Annotated in this window: 20 protein-coding genes; 5 read left to right on the top strand and 15 right to left on the bottom strand. The window is 33.7% G+C overall.

Annotation, left to right across the window (positions count from 1 at the left end; genetic code table 11):
- Positions 1-825 carry a DeoR/GlpR family DNA-binding transcription regulator gene (locus GAPWK_RS14070; RefSeq protein ID WP_025314707.1) on the bottom strand — a complete coding sequence of 275 codons (825 nt, stop codon included), beginning with the start codon at positions 823-825 and terminating at the stop codon, positions 1-3.
- Positions 826-1,166: 341 nt separating this feature from the next.
- Here GAPWK_RS14070 and GAPWK_RS02435 point away from each other — a divergent pair, with 341 nt between their 5' ends.
- From GAPWK_RS02435 to GAPWK_RS02420, 4 genes are read left to right on the top strand one after another with little or no spacing between them, the layout of a single operon-like run.
- Complete coding sequence (locus GAPWK_RS02435) at positions 1,167-2,021, top strand: tagatose bisphosphate family class II aldolase (RefSeq protein WP_025314706.1); 855 nt, start codon at positions 1,167-1,169, stop codon at positions 2,019-2,021.
- A gap of 11 nt (positions 2,022-2,032) precedes the next feature.
- Positions 2,033-2,953, top strand: coding sequence for a 1-phosphofructokinase (gene pfkB, locus GAPWK_RS02430; protein ID WP_025314705.1), 921 nt, complete (start codon positions 2,033-2,035; stop codon positions 2,951-2,953).
- A 12-nt stretch (positions 2,954-2,965) separates the two neighbouring features.
- Positions 2,966-4,381, top strand: a complete 1,416-nt coding sequence (locus GAPWK_RS02425) for a PTS fructose transporter subunit IIC (protein WP_025314704.1) — start codon at positions 2,966-2,968, stop codon at positions 4,379-4,381.
- Positions 4,382-4,426: 45 nt separating this feature from the next.
- Positions 4,427-4,864: a PTS sugar transporter subunit IIA gene (locus GAPWK_RS02420; RefSeq protein ID WP_025314703.1), complete on the top strand. Its 438-nt coding sequence runs from the start codon at positions 4,427-4,429 to the stop codon at positions 4,862-4,864.
- Positions 4,865-4,980: 116 nt separating this feature from the next.
- Here the strand turns inward: GAPWK_RS02420 and GAPWK_RS02415 are convergent, their stop codons facing one another.
- The 3 genes from GAPWK_RS02415 to nrdR all read right to left on the bottom strand — a co-directional run bounded on the left by GAPWK_RS02415 (position 4,981) and on the right by nrdR (position 7,077).
- Positions 4,981-5,433 (bottom strand): hypothetical protein, encoded by a 453-nt coding sequence (locus GAPWK_RS02415; RefSeq protein ID WP_025314702.1) that lies wholly within the window; start codon positions 5,431-5,433, stop codon positions 4,981-4,983.
- 72 nt (positions 5,434-5,505) lie between these two features.
- Entirely contained in the window at positions 5,506-6,615 is a 1,110-nt protein-coding gene (gene ribD / locus GAPWK_RS02410) for a bifunctional diaminohydroxyphosphoribosylaminopyrimidine deaminase/5-amino-6-(5-phosphoribosylamino)uracil reductase RibD (RefSeq protein WP_025314701.1), read from the bottom strand.
- 9 nt (positions 6,616-6,624) lie between these two features.
- Positions 6,625-7,077 (bottom strand): transcriptional regulator NrdR, encoded by a 453-nt coding sequence (nrdR, locus tag GAPWK_RS02405; RefSeq protein WP_025314700.1) that lies wholly within the window; start codon positions 7,075-7,077, stop codon positions 6,625-6,627.
- Between the two features lie 309 nt (positions 7,078-7,386).
- Here nrdR and GAPWK_RS02400 point away from each other — a divergent pair, with 309 nt between their 5' ends.
- On the top strand, positions 7,387-7,605 hold the full coding sequence (locus tag GAPWK_RS02400) for a PTS sugar transporter subunit IIA (protein WP_080692407.1): 219 nt from the start codon (positions 7,387-7,389) through the stop codon (positions 7,603-7,605).
- Positions 7,606-7,721: 116 nt separating this feature from the next.
- Here GAPWK_RS02400 and GAPWK_RS02395 read toward each other — a convergent pair whose 3' ends face one another.
- The 11 genes from GAPWK_RS02395 to dnaG form a co-directional block, all read right to left on the bottom strand.
- Positions 7,722-8,174 carry a hypothetical protein gene (locus GAPWK_RS02395; protein ID WP_025314698.1) on the bottom strand — a complete coding sequence of 151 codons (453 nt, stop codon included), beginning with the start codon at positions 8,172-8,174 and terminating at the stop codon, positions 7,722-7,724.
- 205 nt (positions 8,175-8,379) lie between these two features.
- Entirely contained in the window at positions 8,380-9,669 is a 1,290-nt protein-coding gene (thrC, locus tag GAPWK_RS02390; RefSeq protein ID WP_025314697.1) for a threonine synthase, read from the bottom strand.
- 109 nt (positions 9,670-9,778) lie between these two features.
- The gene (gene thrB / locus GAPWK_RS02385; RefSeq protein ID WP_025314696.1) at positions 9,779-10,717 is read right to left on the bottom strand and encodes a homoserine kinase; all 939 of its coding nucleotides are present in this window, start codon (positions 10,715-10,717) and stop codon (positions 9,779-9,781) included.
- Entirely contained in the window at positions 10,718-13,174 is a 2,457-nt protein-coding gene (thrA, locus tag GAPWK_RS02380) for a bifunctional aspartate kinase/homoserine dehydrogenase I (protein WP_025314695.1), read from the bottom strand.
- Positions 13,175-13,533: 359 nt separating this feature from the next.
- The gene (locus tag GAPWK_RS02375) at positions 13,534-13,863 is read right to left on the bottom strand and encodes a hypothetical protein (RefSeq protein ID WP_025314694.1); all 330 of its coding nucleotides are present in this window, start codon (positions 13,861-13,863) and stop codon (positions 13,534-13,536) included.
- 136 nt (positions 13,864-13,999) lie between these two features.
- Entirely contained in the window at positions 14,000-14,755 is a 756-nt protein-coding gene (locus tag GAPWK_RS02370) for an SDR family oxidoreductase (RefSeq protein ID WP_025314693.1), read from the bottom strand.
- Between the two features lie 189 nt (positions 14,756-14,944).
- Positions 14,945-15,397, bottom strand: coding sequence for a universal stress protein UspA (uspA, locus tag GAPWK_RS02365; protein WP_025314692.1), 453 nt, complete (start codon positions 15,395-15,397; stop codon positions 14,945-14,947).
- Between the two features lie 65 nt (positions 15,398-15,462).
- Positions 15,463-16,977: an inorganic phosphate transporter PitA gene (gene pitA / locus GAPWK_RS02360; RefSeq protein WP_025314691.1), complete on the bottom strand. Its 1,515-nt coding sequence runs from the start codon at positions 16,975-16,977 to the stop codon at positions 15,463-15,465.
- Between the two features lie 69 nt (positions 16,978-17,046).
- Positions 17,047-18,018 (bottom strand): bile acid:sodium symporter family protein, encoded by a 972-nt coding sequence (locus GAPWK_RS02355; protein ID WP_025314690.1) that lies wholly within the window; start codon positions 18,016-18,018, stop codon positions 17,047-17,049.
- Between the two features lie 67 nt (positions 18,019-18,085).
- On the bottom strand, positions 18,086-19,927 hold the full coding sequence (gene rpoD / locus GAPWK_RS02350) for an RNA polymerase sigma factor RpoD (RefSeq protein ID WP_025314689.1): 1,842 nt from the start codon (positions 19,925-19,927) through the stop codon (positions 18,086-18,088).
- 84 nt (positions 19,928-20,011) lie between these two features.
- Positions 20,012-21,793, bottom strand: a complete 1,782-nt coding sequence (gene dnaG, locus GAPWK_RS02345; RefSeq protein WP_025314688.1) for a DNA primase — start codon at positions 21,791-21,793, stop codon at positions 20,012-20,014.
- Positions 21,794-21,873: the final 80 nt, after the last annotated feature.

Raw genomic sequence — 21,873 nt, 5'->3', positions numbered from 1 at the left:
CTAAGTTACCTTTGAATTATGATAAGTTATGCAGTATTTGTTAATAGCGCGTTGTTTAAAATCTGAATCTAATAATTGTTGATGATATTCAGTAACAGCTGCTTTGGATAATATTACAACATCCATATGTATTAATTTTCCAATACTATAATTATCTGTAAATAAAAATCGTTGAGGTAAAACACCGATGGTATGATCAGCATTTTTAAATATCTGTTTATAAGTATTTTGCTGTTCACTATTTTCAATAATTAAATGATTATTATTAATAGCTGCTAATTCAAAAATGAAATGCGAAATATGAAATTGGTTAAGGATAGAAGTAATTGTATTATTATTTTGAAGAATATTCCCATTTTGTAAAACGCCCCCGACAAGAATAACTTCTGCATCAGAAAATTCTTTAACTAACTGAGCATTATTAATATCATTCATAATCAATCTTAATGACTTTTTGTTATGCAAAAAAGGAATAAGTTTTCGAATTAAATTACCATGACTTAAAAAAAGAGTATCGCCATCATTAATATAATTTAGACAATTTTTTACTAAATCTATTTCACCTCCATCTATACCTATATTAGTACAATTAGGGGGATCAATAGTTGTGTGATTAATCAAATTTTCAGGTGATATATAAATCGCTCCACCAAAAGAACGTTTTAGATATCCTTGTTGTTCCAAATAAGTTAAATCTTGTCGAATAGTAACATTCGAAACTCGAAGCATGTCAGATAACTCATCCACTTTTACTTCACCCTGTTTGCGTACGATTTCGACAATATCTAGTCGACGTTTTAATAGGGCTGAAGACGCTCTGGCCAAATTTTACTTCCTATATAACTGATAATTATAAAAACAAAGATAATAAAATTTATCATACTAGTGGTCAATATTAATTGATCTAATAATTAGCTAATTCTTTAAAAGATTTAAGAGCAATCATACTATTCTAACAACCTAATTTAGGTAACAGATAGTTAACCGCCAAAATTAAATTTTGGCAACAAATTTATTATGTTTCGAATATCAAAATTCATTTTTGTGATCTTCCTCACGCGATTAGCACTAGAATAACTTTCGTTTTGCAAGCATAATTTTAAATAATAACTTTCGATTTGAAAGTTATTATGTTTGTAATTTATAGAAAGTTAAGGAGAAAACACATGTCTATCATTTCTAGTCACAACATGTTAAAAAAAGCACAAAAAGAATGCTATGCCGTTCCTGCCTTTAATATCCATAATTTAGAAACCATACAAGTTGTAGTTGAAACAGTTTCTGAATTACAGTCTCCAGTTATTTTAGCTGGAACACCTGGTACTTATAGTTATGCTGGTACAGAAAATATCATCGCCATTGCTGAAGAATTATCAAGAAAACACAATATACCTTTAGCTGTTCATCTAGATCACCATGAAGAATATAACGATATCACTTACAAAATTAATGCTGGCATAAGATCGGTAATGATAGATGGGTCACATTTTCCATACGAAAAGAATATTGCCATTGTAAAACAAGTTGTTGAATATGCTCATCGATATGATGTCAGTGTAGAAGCTGAACTCGGACGCCTTGGTGGTGTAGAAGATGATTTAATGGTAGACGCTAAAGATGCCTTATATACAAATCCAAAACAAGCGGTAGATTTTATTGAAAAGACAGGTATTGATTCACTTGCAATTGCAATAGGCACAGCTCATGGTCTTTATAAATCTGAACCTAAACTTGACTTTGAACGTTTATCAGAGATTCGTTCTATGGTAGATATTCCGTTGGTATTACATGGTGCTTCAGGTGTTCCTGATAAAGATGTTCGCGAATGTATTAAACGAGGTATATGTAAAGTTAATGTAGCAACAGAATTGAAAATCGCTTTTTCAGATGCATTAAAACACTATTTTATTGAACATCCAGATGCTAACGATCCCCGTCATTATATGAAACCAGCAAAATCGGCAATGAAAGAGATTGTAAAAAAAATTATCACTACTTGTGGATGTGCAGGTAAATTGTAGAGGCCAATATAATGATCTATACATTAACACTTAATACTGCAATTGACATGAATATACATTGCCAAGGGTTAATTCCATATTCTGTCAATCGTACATCACATACTGAATACAGTCCAAATGGCAAAGCAGTTAACGTTTCAATAGTATTGCATAAATTTAACAAACCGACATGTGCATTAGGATTTTTTGGAGGATTTACCGGTAAATATATCGTTGAAGAATTAACTAAGATGCAAATTCAAACAATGCCTTGCTTTATTGACGATATTACTCGGATTAATATTTTTATTAACGATGGACAGAAGGAATATAAATTAGTTGGTAAAGGGCCTTTTGTTCCAGATAATAAAAAGGCAGAAATGCTAAATATTATCAGTAATCTTGAAAAAAATAGTTACTTGGTCATTAGTGGTAGTTTACCAAATAATATTGAATCTGATTATTATCAATCTATCATCGAGTTATGCCATAAACAAAATATACAAGTTATTTTGGATATCAGCCATCCAAAATTAAAACAATTACTCACTTATCGCCCTCTGTTAATTAAACCAAATGATGATGAATTGAATGATATTTTTGGATTGAAAACCCAAACAATTGAACAAGTCATAACTGCTTTAGAAACAGTGCATTCATTTGGCGCGCAAAATATTTTATTAACAATGGGATCTAAAGGTCTCTATTTTTCAAATGGACAGCACATTTGGTTTTGTGATGCCATTACAATCAAACTGATTAGCTCTGCTTGTGCGGGTGATGCATCACTGGCAGCTTTTTTAAGCGAATGGCTACCAGAACAAGAAAATATTGAGAATGCAATAAAAAAGGCCTCAGCAACAGGAGCTAATGTTGCTGAATCAGATGGCTTAGGTTTACTAGATAAAATCAGCTCCTATATGGACAAACTAACAGTAACCAAAATTAGATAAAAGGGGAATGTTATGAAAAAAATATTAGCCGTTACAGGATGCCCAACAGGCATTGCCCATACTTATATGGCAGAAGAAGCTTTGAAAACCGCAGCCCAAAAAGCAGGAATAGAAATAAAAGTTGAAACAAATGGTGCAGGAGGTGTTGATAATGCTATTACTGATGCTGAGATTGCAAATGCGATTGGCGTGATTATCGCAGCAGATAAAGACGTCAATCCCGACCGATTTAATGGATTACCTGTTATTGAAGTTCCCGTTAAAGATGGTATTCATAAAGCTGTAACATTAATTGAACAAATTACTTCTGGAACGATTCCCATTCGTAAAGGGACGCACAATAGTACTACTAACACAACATCATCAAATCAAGTCGTAGGAAAAGAGTCAATTGGACGCCAAATTTATAAACATTTAATGAGTGGTGTATCAAACATGTTGCCTTTTGTGGTAGCTGGTGGTGTCTTGATTGCTTTATCATTTTTATGGGGAATCTATTCTGCCGATCCTAATAATACTCAATACAATGAATTTGCAGCGTTATTGATGAAAATAGGTGGACAAGCATTTGGCATAATGGTGCCAATCTTTACTGGTTTTATTGCTTACTCAATAGGCGGAAGGCCAGCGATGGTTGCTGGGTTTGTTGGCGGATTAATTGCCAATGTCACTGGCGCAGGATTCTTAGGCGGTATTATAGCTGGCTTTGCTGCTGGTTACTTGATGCTTTTTGTCAAAAAATTACTTGATAGACTGCCTCGTTCATTTGAAGGCCTTAAATCCATATTTATTATGCCATTAATTGGTGTATTTGTAATTGGGGCAGGTATGTTCTTACTTGGTGGACCAATAGCAGGTATTAACAATGCAATGAAATCATTTCTTGAGTCATTACAATCTGCTAATCCTGTTTTACTTGGTATGGTTATTGGGGCAATGTGTTCATTTGACTTTGGTGGGCCTGTGAATAAAGCTGCCTATGTAACAGGTACGATGTTATTGGGTGAGGGTAATTTCTACTTTATGGCAGGTGTTTCGGCTGCTTGTATTGTTCCTCCTTTTGTTATCGCTTTTTCCACTACTATTTTTCGAGGTAAGGCTTTTACTGAAGAAGAACGTGCCGCAGGTATAGTAAATTATATTTTAGGAGCAACTCATATCACCGAAGGAGCCATTCCATTCGCGGCAAAAGATCCACTACGCGTAATTCCTATTATGATGTTATCTTCAGCTATCGCATCGGTACTAACATTTATTAGTCAAATACAAGTACCTGCACCTCATGGTGGTTTCTTAGTACTTCCATTAGTCAATAAACCATTTTTATGGGTCGGTTGTATTTTTACTGGCGCATTAGTTGGAGCAATATTGTTAGGTTTATTGCGTATTCATCAAAACCGACAATTAGCGACTAAAGTACATAAATAACTAACCATTTAATATGATATTTATCTAAATTAATAAGGAAATAAAATGAGCAATTTAAAACTAACAGTCGATGATATTTCAATCATTAATGGATGTTATTCTAAATCAGAGGCAATTCAAGCTGTAGCAGCAAACATGATTAAATCTGGTTTAGTCAAAGATGACTATACTCAAGCCATGTTTGACCGTGATGCACAAATTTCCACATTTTTGGGTAACGGTATTGCTATTCCACATGGCACTACAGACAAACGAAATAGTGTAATTGAAACTGGTTTGAAAGTAATATATTATCCGCAAGGCATAAATTGGGATGAAGATAACAATATTGCTTATGTGGTAGTCGGTATAGCAGCTAAAAATAATGAACATTTAGATATTTTACGGCAATTAACGCGAGCGGTTATTGCTGAAAATACAATAGAGCGAATTCAATCAGTTAAAAAACCAGAAGAACTATTAACAATCCTTCAAGGAAACTAATATAATCATCCCATGAGAAGAAATGATGTGAACTCATGGGAGGTTATCTCCATCTTATTGACGATTGATCAATTAAATCGGTTAATACAGTTAGTTTTTAAACTATATGAAGAATATTAGGTAGTAAAAAACTCCAGACGATTATTGATAATTGTTTCATTGGTAACCATTTCAAATGATTCCAAAATGCCTTCCCAAGTAATGCCTAGAACAATTAACACTCCTTCAAAATCATAATAATAACGTATCTGATCTCCCATAAACCTATCTTTAAATCTATAGTTATGATTAAATTCATCAGTTAACTCAAACGGGTGACCAATCTTAAAATCAAAACCAAGGTAACTTAAAATTTGATTAGCTTTATCAATTAAAAAAGCGTCATCCATAATATCTTGAATTGATAATGCCTCAACGCGATCTAAAATATAAAAAAATAGAATTTGATAACCACCTTTTCCTATGCCTTGGACATCAGCGTAACTAAAATCTTCTTTAAAAGTGTTATATTGATTTGAACAAAAAAAATCATCAATATTGAGCATACTAAATTTTGTTTTATCATACATATCAATTAAATCGCTTTTCTATTTCTAGTTTTCATCTTATTTAACTTATTGAACTATGATCAAGATAAAAATTTACTTTCTTTTTAAAATAATCCTTAAATCATCACCTATTGCTTTTACGGATTCAAATTGAAATTGAGGTGCTAAGGATAATTTTTTAAGATTAGGTAATACACATAAATCTTTTGCATTATGACCTAGCAATTTAGGCGCATAATAAATAATGAGTTCATCAACTAAATCTTGTTCAATCAACGCACCAGCAAGATGTGCTCCCGCTTCAACCCAAACAGAATTGATCTGATTTTTACCTAATTCCTTTAATAATTCGACTAGATCTATGTAATTTTGATCTGAAGATTCAATAATTAACTTGGTATTGGGTTTAATAATTGGGATATTTTGTTTACGCACGATCCATGTTTCACCTAATTGACTGAAGATATTTTCATTCCCTGTTAATCGATTTTGACTGTCTATGATAACGCGAACAGGTTGTCGAATATTTTCTGGAGGATAGATTTTTCTAATCTCATTAGATAATTCGTTATATCTAACCGTTAAACTTGCATTATCAGCTTGAACCGTTGCTCGGGTACTTAAAATACAACTAGCTTGAGCTCGATATTGTTGTACATCTTGTCTTGCTGTACTTGAAGTAATCCATTTACTTTCACCTGATGCCATAGCAATTTTACCATCTAACGAAGAAGCGAGTTTAAGTTGGACATAAGGTATGCCTGTGCGCATACATTTTAAAAAACCTTTATTAATGGCTTCAGCTTGTTCATATAAAACACCAACAATAACTTCAATTCCTGCGTCTCTTAATCGTTTAATACCATTACCCGCAACACTGGGATTAGGGTCTTGCATAGCAACAACAATACGAGTTATACCTGCTTTTATCAATGCATCAGCACAGGGAGGAGTTCGACCAAAATGACTACATGGTTCTAATGTCACATAAGCTGTTGCTCCTTGTGCCTTATTGCCAGCCATTATTAGCGCATAAACTTCTGCATGAGGCTCACCGGCTTTTTGATGATAACCTTCGCCGATTATATGATCATCTTTAACAATAACACAACCGACATTGGGATTGGGAGGAGTAGTAAAGCGTCCAAGTTTAGCAAGCTCAATTGCTTGCTGCATATAAAATTGATCTTTATCACTAATCATATTACGTATTTATTTTTGTTGTAATTTGGCAATTTCGTTACTAAACTGCTCAATATCATGGAAACTAAAATAGACTGAAGCAAAACGGATATAAGCAACTTTATCTAAATCTTTTAGTTCCTCAATAACATAATTACCGATAAGTTTAGCTGGTATTTCACGTTCACCCGTTGCTCTAATTTTTGATTTTATACGCGTAATTGCGTCTTCAATCGCATCCAGACCAACTGGGCGCTTTTCTAATGCGCGTTTTATACCATTACGTAATTTATCTTCATTAAACGGCTCACGAATTTTATTACTTTTGATAACATTAGGCATAATTAATTCAGCAACTTCAAATGTAGTAAAACGTTCATTGCATTCTACACATTGTCGACGACGACGAACTTGAAAACCCTCACCAACAAGACGTGAATCAATCACCTTGGTATCATCAGCATTACAAAACGGACAGTGCATAAAATTATCCTAATGATGTCACAATTAACACTACAATAGCTGAAAATATCAATTAAAACAAGGTTTCAATAATGAATGATTGTTACATTAATAAATTTGTAATTCTATTCATTTTAAACATAACTAGAATTAAGAAATAATCCTCATTAATTTATTAAAAAACTTTCATTATATTAATGAATATATACATTATTATTCATATCATTACTTTTATTGCCAGTATGCTATAATATTTGTAACTGCATAATAGTTATAACGTTTTTTAGTTATAGTTTTAAGGCTACATAATAAGAGAAACGAAATAGTGTAATTGAAACTGGTTTGAAAGTAATATATTATCCGCAAGGCATAAAATGGGATGAAGATAACAATATTGCTTATGTGGTAGTCGGTATAGCAGCTAAAAATAATGAACATTTAGATATTTTACGGCAATTAACGCGAGCGGTTATTGCTGAAAATACAATAGAGCGAATTCAATCAGTTAAAAAACCAGAAGAACTATTAACAATCCTTCAAGGAAACTAATATAATCATCCCATGAGAAGAAATAATGTAAACTCATGGGAGGTTATCTCCATCTGATTGACGATTGATCAATTAAATCGGTTAAAACAGTTATTTTTTAAACTATATGAAGAATATTAGGTAGTAAAAATCTCCAGACGATTATTGATAATTGTTTCATTAGTAACCATTTCAAATGATTTCAAAATGCCTTCCCAAGTAATACCTAGAACAATTAACATGTCTTCAAAATCGTAATAATAAAGCATATAATCTTTATTATAACTACCATCTTTAAATCTATAATTATGGTTAAATTCATCAGTTAACTCAAACGGGTGACCAATCTTAAAATCAAAACCAAGGTAACTTAAAATTTGATTAGCTTTATCAATTAAAAAAGTGTTATCCATAACTTCTTGAATTGATAATACCTCAACATGATCTAAAATATAAAAAAATTCAATTTGATAACCACCTTTTAGTATTCCTTGGACATCAGCATAGCTGAAATCTTCAATAGTTTGATATTGTTCTGAACTAAAAAAATCATCAATATTGAGCATACTAAATTTTGTTTTATCATACATATCAATTAAATCGCTTTTCTATTTCCAGTTTTCATCTTATTTAACTTATTGAACTATGATCAAAATAAAAATTTACTTTATTAACATTAGAAAGAGATTAAGGACTCGCCAATTATAAAAAAAATAAACAATAATCCAATAGATTAGGTTAATAAAAATAATAAAACAAAAATTCCGTCGCCAAACTAACGACGGAAATAAAGATTTACCAATCTAATTTAATTAAAAAATCACGCAATTTGGCAAAATCATCTGGCATATAATGAGAAAGTAATGTCATATCCGCACGTTCAGCGAGTGCTTTCGGTAGAGGAATTGATTTACCAAGAATGTCTTCTACCACTTCTTTAAATTTAGCTGGATGTGCAGTACCTAAAAATAATCCGTATTCCCCTTCTTGTAACTGCTCACGTAGTGCACGGTAAGCAATTGCACCATGAGGTTCGGAAAGATAACCTTTTTTATCAAGTTCCTGCACAGTCTGTTTGGATATTTCATCAGAGACCGCAGCATGACCAAGTGATTTAAGTGCCCACCCTTCTCGTTTATAAATTTCTTCAATACGAGGCCAATTATTAGGTTGGCTAACATCCATAGCATTAGATAGCGTTGCTACCGTTGCATGAGGTTCCCATTTACCTGTTTCTAAATAACGCGGCACTGTATCATTGGCATTAGTTGCAGCAATGAAACGTTTAATTGGTAATCCCATTGTTTTAGCAAGTAGACCTGCTGTTAAATCACCAAAATTACCACTCGGTACTGAGATCACTAATTGCTCACGTTGTGCTGGGGTTAACTGGGCGAAAGCTTCAAAATAGTAACAAATTTGTGCTAATAATCGACTAATATTAATAGAATTAGCTGAATTTAAACCAATGGCTGTTTTTAAATCTTCATCATCAAATGCTTTTTTAACTAACGCTTGGCAAGCATCAAAATCACTTTGTATCGCAATAGTATGAATATTATCGCCAAGCGTACAAAATAGCTTTTCTTGTAATGGACTAATTTTTCCTTCTGGATATAAAATCACGACTCGAATATTCGGTAAATGATAAAATGCATGAGCAACCGCTGCTCCAGTATCGCCGGATGTCGCAGTTAAAATCGTAATTTGTTTGTCAGCGGCAACTTGCACCAAAGCCTGAGCCATAAAGCGACCACCAAAATCTTTAAAGGCTAATGTTGGACCATGGTATAACTCTAATGAACCTATATCTTTTTCCACTGATTTGACTGGAGCAGGAAACTGAAAAGCATTTTTTACCAATCTATGCATATCAGTATCATCAATTTCATCGCCAATAAAAGCGGATAAAATCTTGGCGCTACGGCTTACAAAATCTAGTTTTAATAATGCTTCAATTTCATTTAGCGAAAATTTTGGTAAATCTTGAGGAAAAAATAGCCCCTGTCCTCTTCCTAATCCTTGTTGTACTGCTTGTGCAAAGCTAACTTGCTGTGTGTGATCTTTTAAGTTGTACAATTTCATAATATTTTCCGATTATCTTTATGCTTATATTGTTTACTTTATCTGTTAGTCATTTGTTGACCTATCGATAACGCTCTGGAAACTTTCATACTTTATATAGTAGATAGAGTTATATAACTCTTGCGCCTTGGTTATCTATCTTACAAATATGCGTAAAACCTTCCTCATTTTGTAAATAGCAATTTTTCAGTAGCAATTCAATTTGTTGCGCCGTTTCAAGTTTGTCAGCAATGACAAACATGGTCGGTCCTGATCCAGAAATACCCGAAGCTAAAGCACCAAGTTGTTTTACCCGATTTTGCGTTTCATCAAAGTTAGGTAATAGTTGTTTACGATAAGGTTCTGCAATATTATCGTGCAGCATTGTTGCAGCAAGTTTTGGTTGATTTGTGTAACAAGCGTGAATAAAACCACCAACATATCGACCATGGGCGACGCAATCCGCTTTTTGATATTGTGCAGGCAAAATAGCTCGCGCTTGAGCTGTCGATACCTTTATACCTGGATAGGCCATCACCCAATACCAATTGTCAAAATGTGGAATTGATTCACTAATAATCCCCATTTCATCAAGGATAAGTTGCATTCCTCCCAAATAACAGGGTGCAACATTATCGTAATGAACGCTTCCAGAAATCCGACCTTCAAGCTCTCCCATCATAGAAAGCATTTCAAACTCGCTAAATGGCTTATCAAAAAATTCATTTAAAGCAACCAATGCCCCTACTACCGAACATGCACTGGATCCTAATCCTGAACCAATAGGCATATTTTTTTCAAGTGTCATTCTAACTGGGAGCGTTTTACCCATCGCTTCACAAAAACGCTGCCAGCATTGATATACAATATTGTATTTAGGATCGCGTGGTAACTTCTGAACAAATATTCCTTTACTAGTAAGAGAAAATTCTGTTGCAGTTCCAACTGTGATCAGATCACCCAACATCACACCACTAATCGGATTAATGGCAGCACCTAAAATATCAAAACCAACACTGATATTTGCCATTGATGCCGGTGCATATACTGTTAAAGATTTATGACTCATTTAACCTCCGATTTTACCTGAGGTAGTGCGTAAAATATCAGCAAAAACACCCGCAGCAGTCACATCATTACCCGCCCCATAACCACGTAGTACTAATGGAATTGGCTGATAATAACGGGTATAAAACGCTAAAGCATTTTCTCCATTCTTAACTTTATATAAAGGGTCTTCACTATCAACCGCTTCAATTTTAACACTACATTGATTGTTTTCGATACTACCAACATATCGTAATACTTTTCCGTTTTTGGCTGCTTGTTCAGATTTTGCCTTAAATTCAGCATCTAATTGCGGTAATTTAGTCATAAACTCATCAATATTGCCTTGGGAATATTCAGCAGGTAAAACAGATTCAACATTAATTTGATCGAGTTCAAGCTGTAATCCCGCTTCTCGCGCTAAAATAAGTAATTTTCTAGCAACATCTGTTCCAGATAAATCATCTCGAGGATCTGGCTCTGTAAAACCTTTCTCTTTAGCCAATTTAGTTGCTTCAGACAATGACATTCCTTCATCAAGTTTACCGAAAATGAAAGAAAGTGAACCAGATAATATCCCTGAAAATTTAATAAGCTCATCACCCGCATTTAATAAATTTTGTAAGTTTTCAATTACCGGTAAGCCTGCACCTACATTAGTATCATATAGGAATTTGCGTTTACTTTTTGCGGCTTCTTGGCGTAAGCGTAAATAATAAGCCATAGAGCTGGTATTTGCTTTTTTATTTGGAGTAACCACATGGAAACCATTAGCTAAAAAGTCAGCATATTTGTCGGATACTTCGCTACTTGAAGTACAATCGACTAGAATTGGGTTAAGCAGTCGGTTATTTTTGGCAAATTCAATAATACTATCTAATGTGTATTTCATTTCACTCTGTTTGATTTGTTCACGCCAATTATCAAGAATAATACCATCTCGATTAAGCACGCTATGTTTTGAATTAAATAAACCGCATACCCGTAAATCAATCTGTTTATTTTTAAGCCATTTTTGTTGGCGGCCAATTTGATCGACAAGTGCACCACCAACACCACCAACACCAATTACAAAGACATCAAGCATTTTATCTGTTCCAAATAACATTTGATGAGCAACTCTTACGCCCATTACCGCAACATCATTATCAACCACAACTGAAATTGAACGTTCAGATGATCCTTGTGCAATAGCGACAATGTTAATATTTGCTCTAGCTAATGCAGTAAAGAAATTGGCTGATAATCCACGTAATGTGCGCATGCCATCGCCCACAACTGAGATAATAGCCAGTCTTTCAATAATTTCAATCGGTTCAAGTAATCCATCTTTTAATTCTAAGAAGAACTCATCACTTAAAGCTTCTTCTGCACGATAAAGTTCAGATTGCGGCACACAAAAACTGATACTGTATTCAGACGATGATTGTGTAATAAGAACAACAGATATTCCTGCATAAGACATCGCCGAAAAAACCCGAGCCGACATACCAACCATGCCTTTTAGACCAGGACCAGAAACATTAATCATCGCCATATTATTTAAATTAGTAATCCCTTTCACTGGAGTGGTTGAATCAACAACATTGGCGCCAATAAGTGTTCCTGGTGCATCAGGATTATTGGTATTTTTTATTAAACATGGAATTTGGAACTGTGCAATAGGTAAAATGGTTCTAGGATGAAGAACTTTAGCACCAAAATAAGAAAGTTCCATCGCTTCTTGATATGACATAGTTTTTAGTAATTTGGCATCAGGGACAGTGCGAGGATCACAAGTGTAAACACCATCAACATCGGTCCAAATTTCACAGCTATTTGCTCTTAAACAAGCTGCAAGAACCGCAGCCGAATAATCAGAACCATTACGACCAAGTACAACCAACTCACCTTTGTCATTACCCGCTGTAAATCCTGGCATTAAAATAATATTTTGCTGTGGAATGCACATCTGCGCAATTCGATGAGTTGATTCAGGAATATCAACCGTAGATTCTAAGTAGCTACCTTCAGCAATAAGCATTGCGACAGGATCAATTACGGTAATAGTGTGTCCTTTCGCCTTAAGCAGCTCTTGCATAATAGTAATTGACAGTTTTTCACCACGACAAATAATTGATGCATTAATACTATCTGGGCATTGGCCTAATAAGCGAATTCCTTCCAGTAATTGCTTAATATGATTTAATTCATTTAACGCAAACCTTTTCATTTCTTCATAAGCAAAATTAGGTTGTTCTTTTGCAAGCCCAGCTAATAAATCAGCAAAAATTTTTTCCGCATCATAAATATTGTTTTTGATATCTTGTCCGGCAACTGTTTTTTCAACCATTGCAACTAAATGATTAGTGATTTTAGCAGGTGCTGATAAAACAGTCGCTGTTTGTTCTTGTTTAGCATTATTTTCAATTATATCTGCTACTCGCAAAAAACGTTCTGCGTTAGCAACAGATGTTCCTCCAAATTTTAAAACTTTCATATCACACCTTACTTATCTTTTTTATTTATGCCATTACGATTCAAAATACAATTATTCGATTTTTTTAAATCGATAGGTATTATGAAAACCTTTTAGTGTTATAACATTAGTTATAATTTTATTTTCAAACTATAGTTAAATTTTAATAAAAATATTTATTACACAATAAAAAAACCCGCCTTTTAGCGGCGGGTTTTTTATATTTTTTGGGAAAAATCAACCCGCCCTAGATCGCGTAATAGTACCTAAGGTGCCAATAATGCCTGTCATACGGATTGAAATAATCATTATTTTTCCTAAAACTTTTTTACTTAAACTCTAAACAAAACAGCCCGACATTTTCATGTCAGGCTGTAATTTTAAAAAACTTTTTTGCTGTTTTCGTACTCATTAACAACTTTATTCAAAGCTTGATATATACTTTGCGCATCTTGTTTATTTAAAGCTTCATCAAGAATATTAAGATACGACAACATTAATTTTTGATTGTCTTCGGCAAATTGCGGTGATACTTCCTGATCTTCATATAACATGACATAAGTACGGGCAAATCCAAAGATCAAAAAATAGACCGATGCATTTTTCGGATCTTCTTGAATTAATGCTCTCATTGCCTTGCGTAGTTTTACATAACTATCCGTACCCGGCAAACTTGTCGCAAATGTTTTCGTTACTTCAGAAAATGTCATTGCCATAAACCTCAATCAAAATCACAAGATGAAAGGATAGCAACCCATCAACAGAAGTGCAAGTGTATTTTGTTTATTAAACATAGTTTTTTATTTTTAATAAATAGTATATGCCAATTAATACCAAATAATTTTATTATTGTAAATCCTTACAAACAGATAATCCGGCTGAAGCTTGTGCAACAGGCATTATCTCAATTGAGTTAACATTAAAGTGTGTTGGTGTATTTACTAACCATGATACGGTATTTGCTATATCTTCGGGTGTGATATAATCTACGCCTTTATATACTTCTGCCGCTTGTTCATTATTTCCATGAAACCGAACATTTGAAAATTCTGTACCGCCACACAAACCAGGCTCAATATTAGTAACTCTAATTTTTTTTCCTAAAAGATCTGTTCGTAAATTTGCACTAAACTGCTTAACAAATGCTTTCGATGCGCCATAAACATTACCGCCTTTATAAGCATAACTACCAGCTACTGAACCAAGATTAATAATATATCCAAAATTACGTTCGACCATTCCTGGTAAAATTTGATGAGTTAAATGTACCAAGCCTATTATATTGGTTTCAATCATAGTTTCCCAATCATTATAGTCTGCTTGGTATGCTGGCTCTAATCCTAGAGCTAATCCTGCATTATTAATTAAAATATCAATTGGTTGGAACTCTTTAGGAAGTTGTAACAAAATTGATTCTACTGCATCTTTTTTTGTTACATCTAAAGACAATGGTAAGAAGTTTGAACCTAATTCATCAGATATCTTTTGTAGTTTATCTGTTCGTCTAGCGACACCAATAACTTTATAGCCATCTGCTATTAACTTGCAACAAATAGCTTGTCCAAATCCAGAGGAAGCGCCTGTAACTAAAGCAATATTCATAGTAAAACTCCTTATAGGCTTAAAGACAATATAGATATGAGTATATTCTTATAATCGATATGATAAATATGCAAAAAGTGGTAAATACATAATTATACTTAAACGTATAGTTAATCTGAAACTTCTTGACAACAATGCAATATAACTCTTATAAAAAACCCGCTAATAAAGCGGGCTTATATTTAAATTTCATTTAGCTGGTTCTTCTGATGGTTCTTCGTCTTTCAATGGAACAATCAGTGTATCAATATGAGTATTATTGATTAATTGACGAGCAGAAGACATTAACTTACTCCAAAAATCCTGATGATGGCCACATACAACAAGATCAGCGCCATATTCGTGAATTGCTTCAATTAATACTTGACCAAATTCACCATTTCCTGAAAGTGTGTGTGCAATAGGATATCCTGCATCATCAGCCAGTTTATTCAAAGCAATGTGCGCATCTTCTGTGATTTTGTCTTTCATATCATTCATATTAATATCAACTAACCCTGTATATAGATCAGAATAGTTAATACCAACGTGGATCAAAGAGATTTGAGCATTATATGGTCTTGCCATAGAGACCGCCTTTTCGACAAGAACTTCACTTTCAGGTGATAAATCCACTGCGACTAATATATGTTTATAAGCCATGATATTTTACTCCTTTCTATTTTGACGCTCAGGTTAAATTTTAAATTTATACTCTCTTTTTACTACTAAATTAATTTTTGAGCAAGCCAAAAAAGTGACCCAGATAACAAAATTGAAATCGGCAATGTCAAAATCCATGTTAATGCAATATTTTTAATCGTTTTGCTTTGTACACCACCACCATCAACAATCATTGTTCCAGCCACCGATGACGAAAGGACTTGAGTAGTTGATACTGGCATACCTGTATAGCTAGCAATACCAATTGAAAGTGCTGTAGTAATTTGCGCCGAAACACCTTGAGCATAAGTCATCCCTTTTTTACCAATTTTTTCACCAATGGTAACAGCAACTCGACGCCATCCAATCATAGTACCAATAGCAAGCGCTGAAGCAACAGAAATAATGATCCAGATAGGTGCATATTCAATTGTTTTAAGTAAGTCATTATTGACCGATTTTAAATATTGTTTATCTTCTGATGAAATATTTGGTTGTTTAGCAACATGTGAAACAGTATCGGACAAGCAAAGTAGTATACGTCTAGCTTGTGAACGTTGCTCAACAGTAAGAGATTCATAATCATTCATTTTATTAAATAGATTATTAGCAATATTTAATGTAATAAAAGAACGCGAATAATCACAATGATATTGATTTAAATCGCTGATAGGCGCACTAGAGTCAACTGTAGATTGAGAGCCAATTACAGTTGTTAAATCTTGATTATGAGTGACAAAATAGTCTTCAATATTATGGATAGCATTACGGGTATTGGTTATATCATAAGTTGACGCACTCATATTAACAATAAAACCTGCCGGAGCAATGCCCATCAGTACTAACATTAATAAACCAATTCCTTTTTGACCATCGTTAGCGCCATGTGAAAAGCTAACACCAGCTGCTGATATAATAAGCATTATGCGAATCCAAAATGGAGGCTTTTTCTTACCATAGAGTTTTTCACGTTGCTCTGGTGTCATGAAAATACGTTCTCTTTTTCTACTACTTTTTTTGCTTTGACTTTTACGTGTCCAATATTTACGTAGTAAAAAAATCATTAAACCAGCAATAATAAGACCAATCACTGGCGAAATAATTAATGATAAAAAGATTTGAATCATCTTCGGAATATTAAGTGCATCAATAATTGATGTATCCATAATAAATGCATTAGCAAGTGCTACACCAATAATTGAACCAATTAAGGTATGAGAACTTGATGCTGGGATACCAACATACCAAGTTCCTAAATTCCAAATAATTGCTGCGAATAAAATAGAAAATACCATTGCAAGCCCATGTGTAGAACTTACATTGAGTAATAAATCGGTTGGTAATAAGTGCACAATCGCATAAGCAACACTGAGGCCACCAAGCAACACACCGAAGAAATTAAACACTCCTGCCATAAAAACGGCAAGTTGCTCTTTCAATGCTCTGGTATAAATAACCGTTGCAACAGCATTGGCTGTATCATGAAATCCATTTATAGCCTCGTAAAAAAGCACAAATAACAATGCAAAGACTAATAATACAATAGTTGAAAATTCTAAATCAGAAAATAGATGAAACATAATAGATCTTTCTGTTGTTAATTAACGGTACTATTATCCTTTAGAATAGGATAATGAGCAAAACAATTTTTACATTTTTCGTTTAGCATATCGGGCAGCTAAAAAAGCACAGATCATTAATTGAATCTGATGAAAGATCATTAAAGGTAAAATCATAATTCCCATAATCGACATTGGAAAAATAACACCGGCCATGGGAATACCACTAGCTAAACTTTTTTTTGAACCACAAAATACGATTGTAATTTCATCTTCTTTGCTAAAACCAAATAGTCTTGCACTATAGGTCGTGATCAATAAGACAATAACTAATAATACAATTGAAAAAAATATTATGTTTAATAACGATAAAAGGCCAACTTGTGCCCAAATGCCATTAATAACTGCATCACTGAAAGCGACATAAACCACTAATAAAATTGATAAACGATCAGTTTTAGAAATGATATTTTTGTATTTTTCTATCCATTTGATTATAAAGCGACGCGATAAATGACCAATAATAAAAGGTAACATCAATTTTAACATTATTGAGGTAATTGCATCGAATATATTCATTGAAGCAACAGCTTGAGTATTCATTAATAACCCAACTAAAATAGGAGTAATAAAAACACCCAATAATGTCGATGCTGAAGCACTACAAATTGCAGCCGCGACATTACCTCTTGCTATCGAAGTAAACGCTATAGCTGATTGTACTGTTGCTGGTAAAACACAAAGATACACAAAGCCTAAATAAAATTCTTGTGATAAAAAAGTTGGCACTAAAAATTGCATCATGACGCCTAAGATAGGAAAAACCACAAAGGTCGTTGCAAATATTAACAAATGTAATCGCCAATTTTTTATGCCAATAATAATGGATTGAAAAGAAAGTTTAGCGCCATGCATAAAAAATAACAATCCAATGGCAAAAGTTGTAAGGTGCTCAAAGAATATTTTAGTTTGTCCCTTACAAGGTAAAATACTTGCAGTAATAACAACACAAATTAAAGTCAATAAGAATGGATCGATCTTCAAACGTTGGAGTATATTCATAGTTACCAATCTTTTTTGCTAAAAAAATCGCCACAATAGTGGCGATATAGTTTAAAGGTAAGAAGACTTATTCTAAGAAGCTACGAAGAACATCCGAACGACTTGGATGACGTAATTTACGTAATGCTTTAGCTTCAATTTGACGAATACGTTCACGTGTCACATCAAATTGTTTACCTACTTCTTCAAGCGTATGATCAGTATTCATATCAATACCAAATCGCATACGTAATACTTTTGCTTCGCGTGGTGTTAAACCAGATAAGATATCACGTGTTGCACTACGCAAGCTTTCAGATGTTGCTGCATCTAATGGTTGCTCTAATGCGGTATCTTCAATAAAGTCACCTAAATGTGAATCTTCATCATCACCAACTGGCGTTTCCATTGAGATTGGTTCTTTAGCAATCTTCAACACTTTGCGAATTTTATCTTCTGGCATTTGCATACGTTCAGATAATTCTTCTGGTGTCGGTTCGCGACCAATTTCTTGTAACATTTGGCGTGAAATACGATTTAACTTATTAATCGTCTCAATCATATGTACTGGAATACGAATTGTTCTTGCTTGGTCGGCAATTGAACGTGTGATGGCTTGTCTAATCCACCAAGTTGCATAAGTTGAGAATTTATAACCTCGACGGTATTCAAACTTATCTACAGCTTTCATCAGACCGATATTACCTTCTTGAATTAGATCTAAGAACTGTAATCCACGGTTAGTGTATTTTTTTGCTATAGAAATAACTAAACGTAAGTTTGCTTCAACCATTTCTTTCTTAGCGCGTCGTGCTTTTGCTTCACCAATAGACATACGACGATTAATATCTTTAATTTGCTCAATAGAAAGATTAGTTTCCGTTTCAATTTGTTGCAACAAATTAACTTGTGCAGCAATTTGCTCCTCGAAATCTTTTAAATTAACCGCAAAAGCGCTTTTCGAAGTTAATGCTTTATTATACCAATCCATGTTATTTTCATTTCCAGTGAAATAATTCATAAATTGTTTTTTCGGCATCTTACATTGTTCAACGCAGATCTTCATAATCACACGTTCATGTGCTCTTACGCGATCCATCATACTTCTCATATTGTTGACAAGTATATCGAATTGTTTAGCGACTAAACGAAATTGTTTGAAAATCTCTGATAAATTTTCGATCTCTTTTTGTGCTTTTTTGTGGCCTCGTCCATATTTTTTAATAGCTTCAGAAGTTTTATTGTGCTGTTCTTGTAATTCAGCAAATTTTGCCCTAGCTACTTCAGGATCAATCGAAACATCTTCATCAGCAGATGAATCCCCATCCTCATCTTCATTTTCATCGTCACTATCGTCGATTTCGATCTCGGCTTCACTGTCCTCTAAATCTTCAGGCAATTCTTCGGTTACTTCCTCTGCATTTGGATCAACAAAACCAGTAATTATATCAGACAACCGAACTTGTCCAGTTTCAACTAAGTTATATTGCTCAAGTAGATAAGTAATCGCTTCTGGGTATTCAGACACTGAAGTTTGAACCTGATTAATGCCATCTTCAATACGTTTGGCAATGTCAATTTCACCTTCACGAGTTAAAAGCTCTACTGCTCCCATTTCTCGCATATACATACGAACAGGATCAGTTGTTCGACCTATTTCTGACTCAACATTAGATAATACTAATGCTGTTGCTGCTTCAACGGCTTCTTCATCAGGGACATTATCTGAAAGTAATAACTCATCAGAATCAGGGGCTTCTTCAAGAACTTGAATCCCCATATCATTAATCATTTGGATAATATCTTCAATCTGATCTGAATCAATAATCTCTTCAGGCAAGTGATCGTTGACATCAGCATAGGTTAGGTATCCTAGCTCCTTACCACGAATGATTAGGAGTTTTAGCTGTGATTGAGAATTTTGCTCCATAAAAGGTATCCACTTTTAGTTATTTGGTCATGTGTATATTATATATGTAGAACATTAGCTGTTATCTACGTATACCCTATATATTTAGTCTTTTTTTGATAAAACAAGTATTAATGTCGCTAATTCTTTTTTCTCTGCGGTATTTAAGCCAGAGACTCTCTCTTTTGCGATTAGTTCATCTTGTCTTTGGGCGAGTATATTATCATATAACTCTTTTAAAGTATGTGTAAAAATCGATTCTATATCATCATCTTGATAATGAAACTCCCAAGTTGCTAAACGACTAAGTTGTTTATAAAACGGTCTTTCTAAACACTCTGTTAATATTTGTGCAGTAGTTATATTAGGATAGCGCTGACATAATTCAAGTAGTTCAATAAAAATATCAATACCAGCCATCTTCACTTGACCAATAGCATTAATATCAGACACAAGTTGCGCAAGATTAGGATATTGAAGCAATAAACCAATCAAAATACGCATTGTTGTTAACTTCATTTGTGCTATTGGTACAGTTTTAGAAATCTTACTTTCATATTTTTGGCGATTTGATTGCATTAATTGTTCTATTTGAGACAAATCAAGTAATCCTAAATAACGCCCAAGTTGTTGTAATAAGTTTAATCGGAAAGCTTTTGCTTTTATTTGTTCAAGTAAAGGAAGCGCCAATGAACTTAATTTAGCTTTTCCTTCAGGTGTTTTCAAATCAACTTGCTTTAATAATTCATCAAATAAAAATTTAGATAGGTTTGGTGCCGTTTTCAAGTAGTCTTCAAAACCAGTTTTACCGACTTTACGTACAAAACTATCTGGATCTTCATCTTGAGGTAAAAAGGTAAATATTATCTCTTTACCATCAATCAAGCAGGGTAATAAAACATTTAGTGCTCGCCAAGCAGCATTCCTTCCTGCATTATCTCCATCATAACAAAAGATTACAGAATCTGTAGCTCTAAACAGAAGTTTAATATGTTCTTCTGATGTTGCTGTCCCCAGAGCTGCCACCGCATAATCAATACCATATTGAGCTAGAGATACAACATCCATATAACCCTCTACAATTATTAATTGTTTCGGATTGCGGTTAGTTTCTAAAGCTTCATAAAGTCCATATAACTGAAAACCTTTATGAAAAATAGGCGTTTCTGGTGAGTTTAAATATTTTGCCGAGTCATTAATGATAGTTCTTCCACCAAAGGCGATCACATTACCTTGTCTATCACGAATTGGGAACATTATTCGCCCGCGAAAGCGATCGAATCGATTACCTCTATCACTATTAACTGACATCCCTGCTTTATCATATAATTCTGCTTCGTTTTTGGTCTTTACAATATTTTGAAAAGTTAATTGGCTCGAACTAGGTGCGTAACCAATTTTATACCTAGCTATAATTTCTGTATTTAGCCCACGTTGTTCCAGATATTTATGTGCATCAATCGAGGTTGATAATGCTAATTGCTGTTGGTAAAAATTGGTTATTTTAGCCATTAAAGTATACAGATCACGGCGAATATTTCGAGATTCAATCTGTTTTGATTGAGCCAATTGGTTATTATCATTATCCGTATAAGGAACTTGAATTCCTTGCATACTAGCTAATTCTTCAATGGCTTCAGGAAAAGACAAACGTTCATATTGCATTAAAAAGTTCACAACTGAACCAGATGCCCCACAACCAAAACAATAATAGATCTGTTTTTTTTCATTCAATGAAAAAGAGGCAGTTTTTTCATCATGAAAAGGGCAACAACCAAAATAGTTATTCCCCTTTTTTTTCATTTTGACACGTTTGCTGATCACATCAAGTATACTTGCGCGAGCAATCAAGTCCAAAATAAAATCGCGAGGAATAAGACCTTTCATGATAATTCAACCGATATTGGCACTATATGCAAAAACGACAAGCCGTATGTATATGTACGGCTTGTAAAAAGTTTTTTATA

The organism is Gilliamella apicola (genome assembly GCF_000599985.1).
GTDB classification, from domain to species: Bacteria; Pseudomonadota; Gammaproteobacteria; order Enterobacterales; family Orbaceae; genus Gilliamella; species Gilliamella apicola.
The sequence above is the reverse complement of the archived record's forward strand: the minus strand, read 5'-3'. Positions and strand labels throughout refer to the sequence as shown.

Excerpts from the sequence above, each read along its gene's own strand:
- GAPWK_RS02435 (WP_025314706.1), top strand. The coding sequence starts at position 1,167 with ATGTCTATCATTTCTAGTCACAACATGTTAAAAAAAGCACAAAAAGAA.
- pfkB (WP_025314705.1), top strand. The coding sequence starts at position 2,033 with ATGATCTATACATTAACACTTAATACTGCAATTGACATGAATATACAT.
- GAPWK_RS02425 (WP_025314704.1), top strand. The coding sequence starts at position 2,966 with ATGAAAAAAATATTAGCCGTTACAGGATGCCCAACAGGCATTGCCCAT.
- GAPWK_RS02420 (WP_025314703.1), top strand. The coding sequence starts at position 4,427 with ATGAGCAATTTAAAACTAACAGTCGATGATATTTCAATCATTAATGGA.
- GAPWK_RS02415 (WP_025314702.1), bottom strand. The coding sequence starts at position 5,433 with ATGTATGATAAAACAAAATTTAGTATGCTCAATATTGATGATTTTTTT.
- ribD (WP_025314701.1), bottom strand. The coding sequence starts at position 6,615 with ATGATTAGTGATAAAGATCAATTTTATATGCAGCAAGCAATTGAGCTT.
- nrdR (WP_025314700.1), bottom strand. The coding sequence starts at position 7,077 with ATGCACTGTCCGTTTTGTAATGCTGATGATACCAAGGTGATTGATTCA.
- GAPWK_RS02395 (WP_025314698.1), bottom strand. The coding sequence starts at position 8,174 with ATGTATGATAAAACAAAATTTAGTATGCTCAATATTGATGATTTTTTT.
- thrC (WP_025314697.1), bottom strand. The coding sequence starts at position 9,669 with ATGAAATTGTACAACTTAAAAGATCACACACAGCAAGTTAGCTTTGCA.
- thrB (WP_025314696.1), bottom strand. The coding sequence starts at position 10,717 with ATGAGTCATAAATCTTTAACAGTATATGCACCGGCATCAATGGCAAAT.
- thrA (WP_025314695.1), bottom strand. The coding sequence starts at position 13,174 with ATGAAAGTTTTAAAATTTGGAGGAACATCTGTTGCTAACGCAGAACGT.
- GAPWK_RS02375 (WP_025314694.1), bottom strand. The coding sequence starts at position 13,863 with ATGACATTTTCTGAAGTAACGAAAACATTTGCGACAAGTTTGCCGGGT.
- GAPWK_RS02370 (WP_025314693.1), bottom strand. The coding sequence starts at position 14,755 with ATGAATATTGCTTTAGTTACAGGCGCTTCCTCTGGATTTGGACAAGCT.
- uspA (WP_025314692.1), bottom strand. The coding sequence starts at position 15,397 with ATGGCTTATAAACATATATTAGTCGCAGTGGATTTATCACCTGAAAGT.
- pitA (WP_025314691.1), bottom strand. The coding sequence starts at position 16,977 with ATGTTTCATCTATTTTCTGATTTAGAATTTTCAACTATTGTATTATTA.
- GAPWK_RS02355 (WP_025314690.1), bottom strand. The coding sequence starts at position 18,018 with ATGAATATACTCCAACGTTTGAAGATCGATCCATTCTTATTGACTTTA.
- rpoD (WP_025314689.1), bottom strand. The coding sequence starts at position 19,927 with ATGGAGCAAAATTCTCAATCACAGCTAAAACTCCTAATCATTCGTGGT.
- dnaG (WP_025314688.1), bottom strand. The coding sequence starts at position 21,793 with ATGAAAGGTCTTATTCCTCGCGATTTTATTTTGGACTTGATTGCTCGC.